We start from the raw sequence: 15,508 nt of genomic DNA on the forward strand, positions 1-15,508 counted from the left end.
CAGCCAGCATCTTGAATCACAAATCCGACCAAACGGGAATCCATTCCGATTCAGTTAGGCCGTGAACCGCTCTAGTGGCCGCCGCGAAATCAGATCTGCGACAGTGGTCCTGCGACTGTTCGGTAGAAGATCACTCGGACTGACGGGACAAGCTGATTGAGATAATCGAAATCGCTGATATTGCCTGTCAGTACAGTCGCGCCAAGCAGGCCGGCTTGATGATGGATCAGCGCATCGTTGAGAAAGCGACGCTCGTGCCCCTCCCCTTTTGGCAGATGACCGAGCCGGAACAACAGTCCGGCGACCACGCCGGCGCGTCCCCAAGCGGTTGCGTCAGGAGCATGAAGTCGATGTGCGGGAATATCTTCGATCGTCTCATTGACCGCTTTCAGAACCGTCTTGGTCGTCTTGTGGGCTGGGTTAAGACGGCCGAACACATGTGTGAGTTCGGCAAGGCAAACGGCGGAGTGGTGGCAGAGCCGATAGGTCAGGAGATCGTCAACCGCTTCGGGCGTGCGCCCCTGCAGCACATCGAGATAGACGCTCGTGTCGAGAAGCAGGACGCCGCCGACCGGCGGCTCGTCCCCAGCCCACGACAGGTCTGAATCGGGGCGCCGTTCCAGCCGCGCCACCATCTTTTGCGGTTTCAGGGAGCGCAGCGCGCTCCTGAGATCAAATGCCAAGATCGATATCCGCAGGGATGCTGCCCTTGCGACGCACAAGCCGGGTGCCGAAATCATCCTCCAGGGCCAGACGCGACAAAGCGAGCTCCAGGAGTTCGGTATCGGAAGTCACATGGGCGCGCCTTTTTGCGGCCTCGATCAATTCCGACGGCACCCTGCCCGACAGGCGTGTGTCCTTCGCCGTCCCAAGAAGACCAACGGCTCTGGCCTGTTCGAGCACCAAGCGGTTACGGGTGTGGGCGATCCGCTTCTCGTTTTCGGCTGCCGTTGAGGTGCGGGCGGTCATCACAGCTCTCCATGTGTTCAACGAGACATAGGGAATGTTGAACGAAAAGACAATGATGGACGTTGCATGATGGGACTGATGCGGGCCACGCTCGTGTCGATTTGCAGGGACATGCCTGCAGCTATTGGATCTTCGAGCGCAGACGGTCCGTCACAAACTCCATCAACACCACGATGACGAAGATCACGAGAATGATGGTCGAGGCATTCTTGTATTGGAAAAGATCGAACGCAACCTTGAGCTCCTGGCCGATACCACCGGCTCCAACGAGACCGAGAACAACGGACGAGCGCACTGCCTTTTCAAGCGCAAAGAGCGTGGTGTTTATCAGGGACGGCATGGCGTCAGGCAGAACTGCCCCGCACAGAACAGAGAACCGCCCAGCGCCGATTGCAAACAGCGCTTCCTGAGGTCTTTCGTCGGCATCCTCCATCGCCTCGGCGAAAAACCGCCCGCAAAAACCGATCGTATCGATGACGATGGTCATGGTTCCGGCAACTGCCCCGAGACCAACGGCTGACACGAAAAGAAGCGCCCAGACCAAATCTGGCACGGTCCTAAATAACGAGACCAGCATCCTGGAGATATGCCGGAACGGGCCGAGCGGAGTTATGTCCTTGGCCGAGAGCCAGGCAAACGGCAAGCTGAGAACGACACCTATTGCTGTCCCAACGAGCGCTATTTGGAAGGTTTCGACCATGCGCCAGAAAACCCGCAGGAGGAAACCTGGCTCGATATTTGGGGGTATCATGCGGCCGACGAGATGAGCCATGCGGGGCACTCCACCTGCCAGTTGTTCAGGCGAAGGTGCGACCTGCCCGGCGGAAACGATCACGAGAGCGGCCAAAGCGACGGCAAAGCTGAAAGTAAGGGGCGAGACCGATGGAATCCGGCTCGGCGAAAGGCGGTCATGCATCGAAGACATCTTTCAGATCAGCGCGGGTCACCTGCGCCGTCGGCCGGTCGAAGAAGACCTTGCCCGCCTTGAGCGCTATCAAACGATCGGAATAGTCGAGAGCATGCTCCATGTCGTGCGTGGTGTAGACCAAGGTTATCGCTTGTTCTTGAGTGAGTTGGGAGAAAACGCGCATCACATCATGTCCAGCTGCCGGATCGAGACTTGCCGCCGGTTCGTCTGCTATCAAAAGCTTCGGACGCCGGATCAACGCCCGGGCGATCGCCACCCGCTGCGCCTGCCCTCCAGAAAGCGCGTCGGCGCGGGCGCCTGCCTTGCCGAGAAGCCGCACGTCGGCGAGTGCCTGCATTGCTTCCTCGCGCCAGTGTTGCTTTGCGATGGAATGGTGCCAGCCGCGCCAGCCGCCGGGCAGCCCGAGCTTGCCCTGCAGGACGTTTGTAAGAACGGATTGGCGGCTGACCAATCCGTGGTGCTGGAAGACAAATCCGATCTGCCTGCGTATGCGCCGCAGTTGGGCGACGGACGGCGCCGAGCGGAAGCTTTCGCCGAGGGTGACGACCTCGCCATCGCTCGACGGTAAAAGACCGATGAGGCATTTGAGCAGAGTGGATTTTCCAGCGCCGTTCGAGCCAATCAGGGCAACCCGTTCGCGCGATGCTATGTTGAGGCCGATATTGGAGAAAATGATCTTTCCGTTCGCATAGCTCTTCGCAAGATCGTGCGCGCGAATGATTGCTGTCATGTTGACCTCTTGGCCCAGACCGGGATTACGACGTAGGCCGGCGGTAACCGCCGGCCTTTACGATGAAGCAAAGAGCAGACCTCAGTTTACGAAGTCGGTGAGGGTCTCGATTCCGATCGTGCGGTACATCGAGCGGACGTAATCGTAGTCCGAGTCCCTGACGTCCGTCAGGAAGAAACCGCCCTTGAATTTCTGGTTGTCCTCCCCTGTCAGGATCGCTTTCATCAGCTCGTTGCCCTTCTTCGCAAAGGCATCGCGGACCTTGGCGAATACGTCTTCTGAAATGTCCTTGCGAGCGACAAGAATGTCGTTCGGCAGATCGCGGCCCCGTGCGATTACCGAGAAGGCGGTGTCGGGGAACGCTTCCCGGACCGAGTTCAGGTAGCCAAAATTCAGACCGATAGCAGCGATGTCGCCGCGGATGAGAGCCTCAGCCGCGATGTTGCGCGATATGATCACTGGTTCGTAATCGGTGGCGTATTTCAGGTTGAAATCGGCCAGCGCCTGCGCGGGGCCGAGGTGCTGGGAGGTGGAGCCGACCGAACCGAATGCGATCTTCTTGCCCTTCAGGTCTTCAATCGAGCGGATAGGTCCATTCGCCAGCACGGCGATCTGAGCGAAATAATCGGGGCGCTGCCAGGCAACAACAATCTTCGGTTGGCTCAATTCCTTCATGACCACGTATTCAGCAGGACCTGTCAGGACAAGATCGACCTGCCCGGAATTCATGGCCTCGACGGCAGTGGTCCGCGAGCTGACCGGAAACAGCTCGATATCGAGACCGGTCGCCTCTTCGAGAGCGGTCTGGAAAGCGCCGAATTCCTGCTGAAGAGCTTCCAGCCCCTCCATGTCGGTTACCGCGAATTTCACCGATTCCGCAAAAGCCGGAAGGGCGGTGGCGAGTGTTATGGCGAGTGCGGTTGCGATGGTGCGGATCATCATTTTTCCTTTGCTGTATAGACAGGAAACTGTTACCCGCTTACCCGTATACGCAGCAGATGACGTGCTCGTGACATTTCGTCGGCGCCTCCGGCAGCCTTTGCTTTTTGAGGGATACAGTGAACTGGCACATCCAGGGTGGTCGCATCCTTACCGACCGGGGGCTTGAAACGGCGGACCTGGGCATCACGGGCGGGATACTGTCAGAGGCACAAGCGGCCAATGCATCCACAATCGATGCCGATGGTCTGCTCGTGCTTCCGGGAATCGTCGATATCCACGGCGACGGCTTCGAGCGGCAAATCATGCCGCGGCCGGGCGTCCGCTTCGACACCGCATTGGCGCTGAAAGATACGGACCGCCAGCTTGTCGCCAATGGCGTAACCACGGCCTTCCACGGCGTCACGGTGTCATGGGAACCCGGACTTCGCTCGCTCGACGCTGCCAAACAACTGGTCGACGCCCTTTGCGACCTCCGCGATACTCTTAGCTGCGATACGCGTCTGCATCTGCGCTGGGAAACCTTCGCGCTTGATCAGATGGCGCAGGTCGTACAATGGCTGTCCCTTTCGCCACGACCGATCATCGCTTTCAACGATCATACAACCGGGTCGGTAATGAACGGCACGATCGCCCGCAAGATCGGCCAGATGGCGGAACGGTCCGGCTTGAGCCGAGAGGATTATATGACGTTGCTCGACCAGATTTGGTCCCGCCGGACCGAGGTGGCGATCGCGATCGAGCAACTGGCCGCGACCGCACGGGCCAATGGCAATGTGCTTCTTGCCCATGACGAAGCATCGCCCGAGGAACGCATATATTTCCGCGCGCTCGGCGCAAAGGCCTCGGAATTTCCACTGACGCTCGAAACAGCGAAGGCCGCGCGGCAAATGGGCGAGGATGTGATCCTCGGTGCGCCCAACGTCGTGCGCGGCGGCAGCCACAATGGTGCACTAAATGCCACAGAAGCCATCAGAGCCGGGCTCTGCACCGTGCTGACCAGCGACTACCACTATCCTTCGCCTCTGCATGCGGCCTTCAGGTTGTCTTCGCCAAACGCCAGCGACTTCCCCTTGATCTGGAATCTGATCTCGGCAAACCCGGCTCGGGTAGCCGGCCTAGACGATCGCGGCTCGCTTGTTGCCGGCCGCAGGGCGGATCTGATCTTGGTCGATGCCGGCGATCCAGCGCATCCGCATGTGGTGGCCACCATGGTTCATGGACAAATTGTCTATTCCTCTGGACTCTCCCGCGTAGACCGACGGTCGGCACAACGATCGCCGGTGAACAGGGCTTCATGAACCAGAATACGAAAGTTCCAACACTACACGAGCGCAGCGGCAATCGCCTTCTGGTCTTTGACGGGTTGGTCTTTCGGCCACGCAGCGATACGCCAATCTGGCAGCAGATCTACGATCACATCTTCAATCTGATCGAGAGCGGCAGTCTTGCGCCGGGCAGCCAACTTCCCGGAGAAACGCATCTGGCGGAGAAACTCGCGGTCACCCGCATTACGCTTCGCCGGGCGCTGCAGCAATTACAGCATGAGGGCCACCTCACCGCCCGCAAGGGCGTCGGTATCTTCGTGCGAAACCTGCCCTCGACATTCACGGTTCGCGACGGACAGCGCTTTCTCGACAATTTCGAAGCTCACGGCCAGGAAATCGGCACCCAGACGCTGCTGGTTTTCCGCGAACCGGCCGGAGCGGCCGTGGCGGAGCGGTTGCGTCTCGCACCTGATACCACCATCATCCGGCTGTGCCGGATAAGAATGTCCGATAAGCAGCCGGTTTACGTCAATACCAAGGTCTTCCCGGCCCATCTCTTTCCCGACTTCGAGCAGAGATACGATGTGCGTCAGTCGGTGACCGATGTTTTCCGCGCGCATGGCATCGAGAATTACCGGCGAGCCGAGACACGTATCAGTGGCGGCTTTGCATCCCCCGATGAAGCGGAGATCCTGCGGCTGACGCCGGGGACACCGGTATTCCGCATCAATGCCGTCAACGAGGACCGCAACGGCGTACCAATCGAGTGGACCCGCGGCTCCTGGCCGCTGACGTCAGTCGAATTCGTGTTCTGATTCTGGCGCATTGCCCTTCCTCAAGCGAGTGTCGGAACATCCAGCCGGATCCATTGCCAGAGCCGGCCGGCTGGCAGATTCTCTTCGCCCTCGAATGGCGGCATGCTCGTCAAATCGGCCGTAGCTGTCTTTGATTGATAAAGACCCCGTTGTTCAGCGTACTTCCAACCCTATGCCGTCTTTTAAAGGGCACTGGTGCTGCCGAGCCGATTTAAAGGGCTAGCGCACGATCCCACTCGCGATCCGCCGATTTGGCCAAGGCGAACGGCGGTTGGCTGCAAAAGGCGAACAGGCTCTAATATTTATGTTGCAATCCCAACATTTTTGTTGTTTTTCGACCAAACGTGCGCCGAAAGGGCCTTAAATATGTTGTACGATGCAGATTTTCTTTTGAGGTTGCAGCAGGGGCTGCAAAAGCTTCTTCCTGTCTGGGATGTATCGCCAAACGCCGATCTCGTTTTGTTGACGATCTCCGAGAACGCGACATTCCGCATCGTCAATTCTGGTGCTGAGCGCGACCTCGTCGTCCGGGTCCATCGGCCCGATTATCATACGGAATCCGAGATTCTCTCGGAACTAGACTGGATCAATGCGCTAAGCCTGGATGGGATTGTTGCGACACCGAAACCCGTCGCCGCTCGCGACGGTCGTCTCCTGCACGCCTTTTCCGACGGGGAAACGACCCGACATGCCGTAGCCTTTGAGTTCATGTCGGGCAAAGAGCCGGATGCTGGATCGGATCTGGTGAAGTGGTATCGGATGCTTGGCGAGATCAACGCTCGCTTGCATGCTCATAGCCGCGAATGGACCCGGCCTAAGCATTTCGTCCGAAAGACCTGGAATTTCGACCGGATTGTCGGCGAGAACGCCTATTGGGGCGATTGGCGCGCGGCCCTTGGTCTGACACCCGAGGGAATGACCATTCTTGAACGCACCTACGCCCTGCTCGAAGCGCAGACGGATGCTTATGGTTATGGTGCCGACCGTTTCGGCCTCGTTCACTGTGATATGCGCGCCGCCAACCTGCTTGTCGATGGTGAGCGTCTGGGTGTGATCGATTTCGACGATTGCGGCATCTGCTGGTTTGCCTATGACTTCGCCGCCGCAATCAGCTTCATCGAGCATGAGCCCAATGTTCCCGATCTAATGGCTGCTTGGCTTGACGGTTACAGACGCGTAGCGCGGTTCGAAGCGGAGCATGAGAAGGCCTTACCTATGCTGATTATGCTGCGTCGCATGCAGTTGACCGCCTGGATTGCCTCACATTCGGAAACGCCCACCGCCCAATCCCTGGGACCGTCCTATACCGATGGCACGGTGATGCTGGCAGAGCGCTATCTCGGCGCCATTGCATGAGGAGATGCAGATGAACGTAGCGCCTAAGGAAATTCTCGATCTCAATCGTTTCGATGCGACGCGAACCGACGGATTTCCACCGGAACTTGCCGAACGGGTGGCCAGGCGCCAATCGAGCTTCGGAGCCTCGTCGGTTCTCTTTTACGAGCAGCCGATCGAAATGGTGCGCGCTAACGGCGCCTATATGTACGACGTAAATGGACGCCGGTATCTCGACGTCTACAATAATGTGCCATCGGTCGGCCACTGCCACCCACGGGTGGTGGAGGCGATTGCCAGGCAGGTCGGGCAATTGAACATCCACACGCGATATCTGAACCGCGTTGTCGAGGATTACGCCGAAAAGTTGCTCGCAACCTTCCCGTCGCCGCTCGGGAATTTAGTGATGACGTGCACTGGTAGCGAAAGCAACGATCTTGCGATGCGGATCGCCAGGATCGGGACGGGTGGCGAAGGCTTCATCGTCACCGAGACGGCCTACCACGGCAACACGGCACTGGTGACGGAGATATCACCCTCTTCACTGCGCAGGCGCGAACCCGCGTTGTTCGTCGAGGTGATCCCGGCGCCTACAGCCCATGACGACATGAGCGTTGAAGACAGTTTTGCCGCATCCGTCGAGCAGGCAATCGCCAAATTGCGCGTGCGCGGCCTGGCGCTTGCAGGCATGATTGTCGACACGATCTTCTCGAGCGACGGCATCTATGCAGATCCGCCGGGCTTCCTCAAGACGGCCGTCGATATCGTGCATCGCGCAGGCGGGCTTTTCATCGCCGACGAGGTTCAGCCCGGTTTCGGTCGCACTGGCGGCGGGCTATGGGGGTTCCGGCGCCATGGTATTACGCCCGACATCGTCACCATGGGCAAGCCGATGGGCAATGGTTTCCCGATGGGCGGCGTGGTCACGCGGCCTGACCTTTTGAAGATGTTCTGCGAGGAGACTGGGTACTTCAACACGTTCGGCGGCAATCCCGTCGCCGCCGCCGCCGGCCGCGCCGTTCTGGAGGTGATCGAGGAAGAGGGGCTGATAGAGGCGGCGCGCAGTGTCGGCACCGGTTTCCGGCAAGCGCTGGAGGCGTTGCGTATGGCTCATCCGCAAATCGGCGATGTGCGTGGCGCTGGGCTGTTTATCGGCCTTGATTTTATTGACCCAGAACAGGTCGCGCCGGACGCCGCGCTTACCACACATGTCATCAACGAGATGAAGCAAAACGGTATTCTGATAGGTGCCGCCGGCAAATTCGGCGCGACGCTCAAAATCCGCCCGCCACTCTGCTTTTCCAGCGACGATGCGGCTGTGTTTGTCGCAACGCTCGACACGATTCTCAAAGCAAGGTAAAAACCCGGCACCGTTTCCGCGTCTGGTTCAGACCGCCGATAAAATCCTCAAACCTCCCCTTCGTCACGGCCAACTTGAGTTGACCATCCATAGGGCTCTGAAAAGGAGGATCCTTGGCTCCAAGTCGAGGACGGTCCGCGGGTGGCAGAAGGGTTTGTCATCACCGAAAACCGGACGCGGCTTTCGGGCCCGGTTCTCATCAGGCCATAGCTTCCAGCGCGCCGAGTGATTCAGGCAGCACCTGTCCGCCATCGACCACCAGGGTCTGGCCCGTGATATAGGCTGCTTCCTCGGAAGCGAAGAACAGCGCGGCGTTTGCGATATCCGACACCGTGCCAAGCCGACGCATCGGGATGGAGGCTTCCATTTTCGCGATGTAGTCGCTGCCCATGCCATCGAGACCCTCGGTGAAGATGTTGCCGGGCATGACGGCGTTCACGGTGATTTTCTTCGGCGCAAGCTCAATTGCTGCCGTGCGCATGAATCCGAGTTGGCCCGCCTTGCTGGCACCGTAATGCGACCAGCCGGGAAAACCGGTGATTGGCCCGGTGATCGATGAGGTGATGATGATGCGTCCGCTACCTGCCTCGGTCATGGCGGGCAGAGCGGCGGAAACGCTGAGGAAGGTGCTTTTGAGGTTAGCCGTCATGACATGGTCGAAATCGCTGGCCGTCATGTCCCCGAGCTTGGCGGCCGGAAAGATGCCGGCATTGGCGCAGAGCACGTGAATGCCCCCGAACCGTGAGATCGCGGCTTCCACCGCAGCGGCGCATCCCTCCTCGGTACTGACATCGGCGGCGATGCCTGCCGCGTTCGCGCCAATCTGAGCCGCGACCTGATCGGCGTCACTCTGGTTGCGAGAAACGACCAGGACGTTGAGCCCAGCTTCTCCGAAGCGCAGCGCGATACCCTTGCCGATGCCGCGGCTGCCGCCGGTGACGATGACTGTCTTCCCCTGTAGTGACTTCAACATTTTCTCTCACTTTTTGCGGGTGGACTTATCAGCTTCGTGTACGAATTGCCTCAAATATGCGCTCAGAGATCAAAACATAGACATTTTTGAACTTTGATTGCTCAAAATAAATGCGAAATATTTCAGTTATTTAGCTCACATAGGCATGGCTTCAAATCACTGAACGCAGACATTGTACCCTTATTTCGGAAACTAGAATGGCGCACAAAATTTTTGTTGTAAAGCACACATCCTTGAGACACACTTGCAACATTGTATGATTACGCAATGAGCCTTGCACGTTTCAAAACCAAGGCTCGTCAAGAAAATAGGGGAACGATCATGATGAAATTTTCCAGACGGCACGTGATGCAGATGATGAGCGCGGCAACCTTAGCCGGTCCGCTGGCGGGTGCCGGAAGCGCTTTCGCCGCGCGCGAAAAGGAGCTGAATATCCTCTGCTGGGAGGGTTACAATTCCTCGCAGGTGCTCGATCCCTTCCGCTCCAGCCAGGGCGCGACGGTGAAAGCTGAGAGTCTCACCAACGATCCTACTATGATCAACCGCCTGCGGGCTGGAGAGACCAAGATCTGGGATCTGATCAACGTCAACAACCCTTGGGCGCGCAAGGTCATGGCACCGGCCGGGCTGATCAAGCCCCTTCCGCGAACTGAATTCGAGCCCTTTTTTGACGCCATGCTTCCGCAGTTCAAAGCGCCGTACCAGTGGGCGATGAGTGAGGACGGCAAGGATCTGCTCGGCATGACGCAGCGTTTCGGTCCCTACAGCTTCGTCGTCAATACCGACAAGATCAGCCGCAGCACGGCGGAAGAGCAGGGCTGGGATCTGTTCAATGATGCATCGCTTGCCGGCAAATACGGTATCCAGGAATCCGACGACTGGAACGTCTTTGACATCTTCATGGTCGCCGGCATCAATCCGTTCAAAATTCACAGCGAGGACGAATTCAAGGCGTTTTCCGCTGCTGCTGAAAAGGTGTTCAAAGGCGCCAAGATGGTTGGCGACATGGCTTCGCTCAATCAGGCGCTGGTTTCCGGTGAAATCGACCTCTACATGACGGGTGGCACCTACTCCATCTCGCCCGCCCGTGCGGATGGCTATGCGAACATGCGTGCCATTACTCCGCTGAAAGGCCCTATCGATGGCAAGGGCGGCATTTCCTGGATCGAGATCACTTCTGTCGTCAACAATCCGGACATTTCGCCCTTAGCGACAGAGTTTCTGAAATATGTTCAGGCACCGGACGTCGCTCATACGGTTGCCTTCGCAGAGGGCACGTTCAACCCCGTCAGCCAGATGGGCAATCCGAAGTGCTTCGAGCTCTTCACCAAGGACGAGCTGGAAGCGATTCAGTGGGACAGCCTTGAAGAAGAAATGGAGCGTTCCGCCCAATACGACATCGTCCCTGATTACGACAAGGCGCTCGAATTGATGACCGCCGCCAAACGTCTTCGCGGCTGATCGGCCCCGTACTGACGGAGTGAAAGATATGAGTCTTGCGATGATCGTGCCCGTGTCGACTGCCTTTTCCGCGCAAGTGAAAGAGGCTGAGAAGACTGCAGCACCGGTGCTGCAGCTTGTTGGCATCAAGAAGATCTTCGGAGATTTCGCCGCCGTCGACGGTATCGATGTCGATATTAGAGAGGGCGAGTTCGTCACGATTGTTGGCCCGTCCGGATCCGGCAAGACGACGCTTTTGCGCATGCTGGCCGGTATGGAAGGGCCGACGCATGGCTATATCACGCTACGCGGAGAGCTGATCAACGACATGCCGGCCGACAAACGGCCGACGTGTCTGGTCTTCCAGTCTCTGGCACTTTTCCCCCACAAGACGGTCGGTGAGAACATTGAGTTTCCGCTCAAGGTGCGCAAGATGCCCGCAGCAGAGCGTAAGGCCCGCGCGCTGGAGCTCATGCGAATGTTGCGCCTGCCGGAGCATTATTACGGCAAGAATGTCATGCGCTGCTCAGGTGGTGAAAAGCAGCGCGTCGCCCTCGCCCGCGCCTTTGCTTACGATCCCGACGTGCTGTTCTTCGACGAACCATTGTCCGCGCTCGACTACAAGCTGAAGAAGGCGCTTGAAAAGGAGCTGAAGGATCTACATCGCGAAAGCGGCAAGACCTTCGTCTACATCACCCATTCGCTCGAAGAGGCGATGGTGATGTCCGACCGCGTCGGCGTCATGAGCCATGGCAAGATGGTGCAGATCGGCACGCCCGAAGAAATCTACACCCGGCCCGCCAATCGGTTCGTCGCCGAGTTCTTCGGCGAGGTCAACAGCTTCGCCGTCACCCGCAGTGAAACCGGAATCTGGCGGCAGAGCGATGGCGGCCCCCTCGCCGTCGGATCTGTCGATGAAACGATCGGTGATACCGCCACCGTCATCGTCCGCCCAGAAACCATGCGCTTCGTAATGGCTCCGGCCACCGCCGACAATGTCATCATCGGCAAGATCTATAACGAATACTCGCTGGGATCGCGCATGCAATATCAGGTCCATTCCGGCGAGCGGATTTTCCTCGTAGAGGCGCCGCGCGCGGCTGCAACCGGTCTTTCAGCCGGCGATACGGTGGCGATCGGTTGGGATGTGGGTGACGCGATCGTGGTGGGAGATTGACCATGGCGATTGCCACCGCCGATGAAATGCCCCATTCAGCTCCACCCGTAGCTGCCGTTTCGGCAGGTTTAAAGGCGGCCAGTCCCGTCGTTGCTCTGCTGGTGCTTGGCTTTCTTGCGCCGCTGGTGACGGTGGCAGCCTATGCCTTTGCCACGCCGAGGAGCTTCGACGCGTTCCGCTCCTTCACGATTGCTAACTTCGAAACCATCTTCGATCCGACCAATACGGTCTGGATGTCCTTTGCGTGGTCGATTGCCTATGCCATCGTGACGGTCGCCCTCCTAGCCGTCATCGCCTATCCCATCGCCTATGGGCTGAACCGCATGTTCGGCAAATGGTCGGGCCTGATCAGTGTGCTCTTCGTGTTTCCGCTGTTCGTCTCGGAAAACGTCCGTCTCTATGGCTGGGTGCTGTTCTTCATCAAGAACGGCGTGCTCGACGGCTCGCTGAAATGGCTGGGGTTTTCCGGTGGGCCGGAGGTCCTCTATACGCCAGGCGCGATTCTGTTCGGCATGATTTATGTTTATCTGCCCTTCATGCTGTTTCCGATGACGCTGGGCATCGCGATGATCCCAAAGGATCTGGTGGATGCCGCACGCGATCTCGGGGCCGGCCGTCTGATGATCTGGCGGGAGATCGAGTTGCCGCTCGCCATGCCTGGCATTCTGATCGGCATGCTTCTGACCTTCGTACTCGGAGCAGGGGCCATCGCCGAATCCAAGATCCTCGGCGGGCAATCGGTTATCACCATCGCGCAGGATATCGAGCTGTCTTTCACGTATGCGCAGAACTGGCCGATGGGTTCGGCGCTCGCGCTGCTGCTCGTCGTCGTCGTCAGCGGGCTTGCGCTTTATGTGCTGTCGAAGCTCGATCTCGACCGCATTCTCGGAAGGAAATGAGCCATGGAAACTCGCTCCCAAATCCGTGCCCGCGCTTTCGTCCGGACGTGGACGGGATGCGTGCTTTTCGTCATTTATCTGCCCATCTTATGCGGCGCGCTTGCGGGCCTGTCTAAGGGCCGCTATTTTGGCTTTCCGATCCGCGTCTTTTCAACGGAGTGGTGGGGCAAGACCTTTGCCTCCTTCGAAATCCAGGTTCTCGTGCAGAACTCCCTGCTGATCGCCTTCATCGTCACCCTGATCTCGGTGGTGCTGGCCTTTTTCGGAGCGCTGGCCTTTGCACGCTATGAATGGAAGGGGCGCAAGCTCTACCAGAAGGCGATCCTTCTTCCCGTCTTCTTTCCGCAGCCGGTGCTAGGGCTTGCGCTTTTGCTGTGGTTCAATGCGCTCGGCTTCAATCCGAGTTGGCAGACGGCCGTCGTTGCGCATCTCGTCTGGATCGTGCCGGTAGTGACGCTCGTCATCGCCATCCAGGTGTATGGTTTTGACCCTACATTGGAAGAGGCGGCACGCGATCTCGGCGCTGGCCGCTGGTTTATCCTGCGCGAAATCACCCTGCCGATCCTCTGGCCGGGCGTCTGGTCGGGCGCGTTGTTTGCCTTCCTGCTGTCCTGGGGCAATTTTCCTCTCTCGCTCTATACGGCGGGTGTGGATTCCACGATCCCGAAATGGCTGTATTCGAAAATGGTGGCGGGTTATTCGCCGATGGTACCGGCGCTCGGCACGATGAGCACGCTGTCGGCGGCAGTCCTGTTGCTGGCCGGTGGACTGGCGATCACGCTGATGCGTCGGCGCCGGCCGGAAGCATAAAGGCGTCTGTCCATGAACTGGAAGACCGACCGGTCGTCCTTCCATTTTCAGTGTGTCCCCGAAACCGAGGCGCGCCCGTGCTCGTAAGAGCAGCCGGTATCGATATGCCCCATCGTGGGTGACCGGTCACTCTTTCGAGCGAGGACCTTGTCCGCTACGACGCCTGGACACTGTTTTACGAGCGGATGCACAAGGCCGTCATTCACAATGATTAGCGGTTTGGTTTGCCTTCCCGCACAAAGGCTGGATGCCCTGTTTACCGGCATCGCCCGGGAATGATCTTGGCCTGAGGCTTGTTCGGCTCGGTCGTTCCCGACAAAACAGGAGCGATGAATGCTCGGACACATTGTATCGACAGTATACCCGACGTCCACGTCTCCGCTGAAACGTGGGGTCTTGATTTGGTCGCGGCGATGGAACCACGCTGGCCAAAGGCGGGTGGCAAGAGAAGGAGAGTGCCAATGACGAAACCGAAGACCGCGCGGCAGGAGCAGATGCTAAGGGAGCTCAATCTGGCTCCTAGCCTGCGCGTGGCCGAACTTGCCCGCAGGCTCGGCGTTTCCACAGAAACCATCCGTCGCGATCTCGACGAGATGATGGAACAGGGGCTGCTCAACCGCACCTATGGTGGCGCAGTACGTTCCCTTGGTCCCGAACCGTCGGTGACGGAGCGTCACACGCTGTTCGTGGCCGAGCGCGAGCGGATCGCAAAAGCCGCGGTGCAAGTGCTGAAGGGCGCGCAGATGCTAATGATCGGCTCCGGTGCCACAACTGTACATACCGCGCGTCGGATTGCAGTGGAAATGAAGAACATCACGGTGCTCACTCACTCTTTTGGTGTGGCGACCGTACTCGCGATCAACCCGACGATAAAGATTGTGATTTTGCCGGGAGACTACCACGCCACAGAAGGCGCCACGATCGGCGCCCACACAGTTTCCTTTCTCAACAGTTTCTATGCTGATTTCGCCATTCTCGGTGCGAGCGGCCTTGGTCCGGATGGACCGTCCGATGCGCTTCTCGAATGCGGCGCGGTTTACGCCGCGATGATTTCGCGCGCGGCAAAGACCATGGTGGTCGCCGATCATTCCAAGCATGATCGGCTTTTTGCGGCGCGATACGCCCCGTGGCAGAACATCGGGCATGTCGTCACCGACCAGGCCCCAAGCATGTCGCTTAAGGGTATCATGGAAAAAAATGGAGTGAATTTGACAATATGCTTATAATGCGCGCTTCTGCGCCGAATGATATCGTCGCCTTGAGGCGAACTATGGCGAGGCGATCAGCGATTGCTGCGTGGCAATCAACACGACCAGCTGACGCGAGCGTCGGGCCGGCCTTTTAGACAGACAGCACAAGCCGATCGAGAAACGGTTGCTGGCCGCCAAGCAACTTTTCCCGGGCCATATCGAGGCCGAACCACCCTGCCCGATCGATCTCTGGAAAGAATTGCATGCGGCCGCTGCGCGGTGGCCATTCCATCTCGAACATGTTGCTGCGCAGGCTGCCAGCGTCGAAATCCCCTTCGACGCCAAAAGCCGTAATAAGTTTGCCGCCGCGCTGGCGCAGCTCTCCCAGCGGAAGCAGCGCTCCCTTGAGCTCCCAGCCGGTTTCCTCGACAAATTCACGACGTGCCGCAGCTTCCGGCTGTTCGTCATCACCATACTCGCCCTTTGCAATCGACCATGCGCCAAGATCTCGGTTTTGCCAGAACGGCCCGCCCGGATGGACAAGCAACACCTGCAGTTCGTTGCTCGTTCTACGGTAAGGCAGGATGCCCGCACTTCTCGCCATCGCCTCGAGCCTCCGCCATCCAGCTTATCATCGTAGGTAGGCCGAGCGGGACATGTTTTCGTTTCCGGGCG

16 protein-coding genes are annotated in these 15,508 nt (G+C 58.5%); 9 read left to right on the forward strand and 7 right to left on the reverse strand.

What is annotated here, in order from left to right; genetic code table 11:
* Nucleotides 1-89 precede the first annotated feature (89 nt).
* From AC0L26_RS20075 to AC0L26_RS20095, 5 genes are all read right to left on the reverse strand, one after another.
* Nucleotides 90-683 carry a type II toxin-antitoxin system VapC family toxin gene (locus tag AC0L26_RS20075; RefSeq protein ID WP_473634126.1) on the reverse strand — a complete coding sequence of 198 codons (594 nt, stop codon included), beginning with the start codon at nt 681-683 and terminating at the stop codon, nt 90-92.
* Nucleotides 673-969, reverse strand: coding sequence for a hypothetical protein (locus AC0L26_RS20080; RefSeq protein ID WP_473634127.1), 297 nt, complete (start codon nt 967-969; stop codon nt 673-675). The genes AC0L26_RS20075 and AC0L26_RS20080 overlap by 11 nt, the downstream gene beginning before the upstream one ends.
* Before the next feature lie 121 nt (nt 970-1,090).
* Nucleotides 1,091-1,894, reverse strand: coding sequence for a phosphonate ABC transporter, permease protein PhnE (phnE, locus tag AC0L26_RS20085; RefSeq protein ID WP_473634128.1), 804 nt, complete (start codon nt 1,892-1,894; stop codon nt 1,091-1,093).
* The gene (locus tag AC0L26_RS20090) at nt 1,878-2,627 is read right to left on the reverse strand and encodes a phosphonate ABC transporter ATP-binding protein (protein ID WP_473634129.1); all 750 of its coding nucleotides are present in this window, start codon (nt 2,625-2,627) and stop codon (nt 1,878-1,880) included. Before AC0L26_RS20090 ends, phnE begins: the two co-directional genes overlap by 17 nt.
* 81 nt (nt 2,628-2,708) lie before the next feature.
* On the reverse strand, nt 2,709-3,566 hold the full coding sequence (locus AC0L26_RS20095) for a PhnD/SsuA/transferrin family substrate-binding protein (RefSeq protein ID WP_473634130.1): 858 nt from the start codon (nt 3,564-3,566) through the stop codon (nt 2,709-2,711).
* A 119-nt stretch (nt 3,567-3,685) separates the two neighbouring features.
* On the opposite strand from AC0L26_RS20095, the gene AC0L26_RS20100 reads away from it, so the two are divergent.
* From AC0L26_RS20100 to AC0L26_RS20115, 4 genes are all read left to right on the forward strand, one after another.
* Nucleotides 3,686-4,867: an alpha-D-ribose 1-methylphosphonate 5-triphosphate diphosphatase gene (locus tag AC0L26_RS20100; RefSeq protein WP_473634131.1), complete on the forward strand. Its 1,182-nt coding sequence runs from the start codon at nt 3,686-3,688 to the stop codon at nt 4,865-4,867.
* Complete coding sequence (gene phnF / locus AC0L26_RS20105) at nt 4,864-5,649, forward strand: phosphonate metabolism transcriptional regulator PhnF (RefSeq protein ID WP_473634132.1); 786 nt, start codon at nt 4,864-4,866, stop codon at nt 5,647-5,649. The genes AC0L26_RS20100 and phnF overlap by 4 nt, the downstream gene beginning before the upstream one ends.
* Nucleotides 5,650-6,015: 366 nt before the next feature.
* Complete coding sequence (locus AC0L26_RS20110) at nt 6,016-7,005, forward strand: phosphotransferase enzyme family protein (protein WP_473634134.1); 990 nt, start codon at nt 6,016-6,018, stop codon at nt 7,003-7,005.
* A gap of 10 nt (nt 7,006-7,015) precedes the next feature.
* The gene (locus AC0L26_RS20115) at nt 7,016-8,344 is read left to right on the forward strand and encodes an aspartate aminotransferase family protein (protein WP_473634135.1); all 1,329 of its coding nucleotides are present in this window, start codon (nt 7,016-7,018) and stop codon (nt 8,342-8,344) included.
* A 199-nt stretch (nt 8,345-8,543) separates the two neighbouring features.
* Here AC0L26_RS20115 and fabG read toward each other — a convergent pair whose 3' ends face one another.
* Nucleotides 8,544-9,317, reverse strand: a complete 774-nt coding sequence (gene fabG, locus AC0L26_RS20120; RefSeq protein ID WP_473634136.1) for a 3-oxoacyl-ACP reductase FabG — start codon at nt 9,315-9,317, stop codon at nt 8,544-8,546.
* A gap of 321 nt (nt 9,318-9,638) precedes the next feature.
* Here fabG and AC0L26_RS20125 point away from each other — a divergent pair, with 321 nt between their 5' ends.
* From AC0L26_RS20125 to AC0L26_RS20145, 5 genes are all read left to right on the forward strand, one after another.
* Nucleotides 9,639-10,778, forward strand: coding sequence for an ABC transporter substrate-binding protein (locus tag AC0L26_RS20125; RefSeq protein ID WP_473634137.1), 1,140 nt, complete (start codon nt 9,639-9,641; stop codon nt 10,776-10,778).
* Nucleotides 10,779-10,806: 28 nt separating this feature from the next.
* Entirely contained in the window at nt 10,807-11,934 is a 1,128-nt protein-coding gene (locus AC0L26_RS20130) for an ABC transporter ATP-binding protein (protein ID WP_473634138.1), read from the forward strand.
* Between the two features lie 2 nt (nt 11,935-11,936).
* Nucleotides 11,937-12,833 carry an ABC transporter permease gene (locus tag AC0L26_RS20135; RefSeq protein ID WP_473634139.1) on the forward strand — a complete coding sequence of 299 codons (897 nt, stop codon included), beginning with the start codon at nt 11,937-11,939 and terminating at the stop codon, nt 12,831-12,833.
* Between the two features lie 3 nt (nt 12,834-12,836).
* Nucleotides 12,837-13,643 (forward strand): ABC transporter permease, encoded by an 807-nt coding sequence (locus tag AC0L26_RS20140; protein ID WP_473634140.1) that lies wholly within the window; start codon nt 12,837-12,839, stop codon nt 13,641-13,643.
* A gap of 461 nt (nt 13,644-14,104) precedes the next feature.
* Nucleotides 14,105-14,869: a DeoR/GlpR family DNA-binding transcription regulator gene (locus AC0L26_RS20145; protein WP_473634141.1), complete on the forward strand. Its 765-nt coding sequence runs from the start codon at nt 14,105-14,107 to the stop codon at nt 14,867-14,869.
* Between the two features lie 115 nt (nt 14,870-14,984).
* Here AC0L26_RS20145 and AC0L26_RS20150 read toward each other — a convergent pair whose 3' ends face one another.
* Nucleotides 14,985-15,437 carry an NUDIX hydrolase gene (locus AC0L26_RS20150; protein WP_473634142.1) on the reverse strand — a complete coding sequence of 151 codons (453 nt, stop codon included), beginning with the start codon at nt 15,435-15,437 and terminating at the stop codon, nt 14,985-14,987.
* Nucleotides 15,438-15,508: the final 71 nt, after the last annotated feature.

The sequence above is a fragment of the Mesorhizobium sp. WSM4823 genome, from assembly GCF_055811195.1.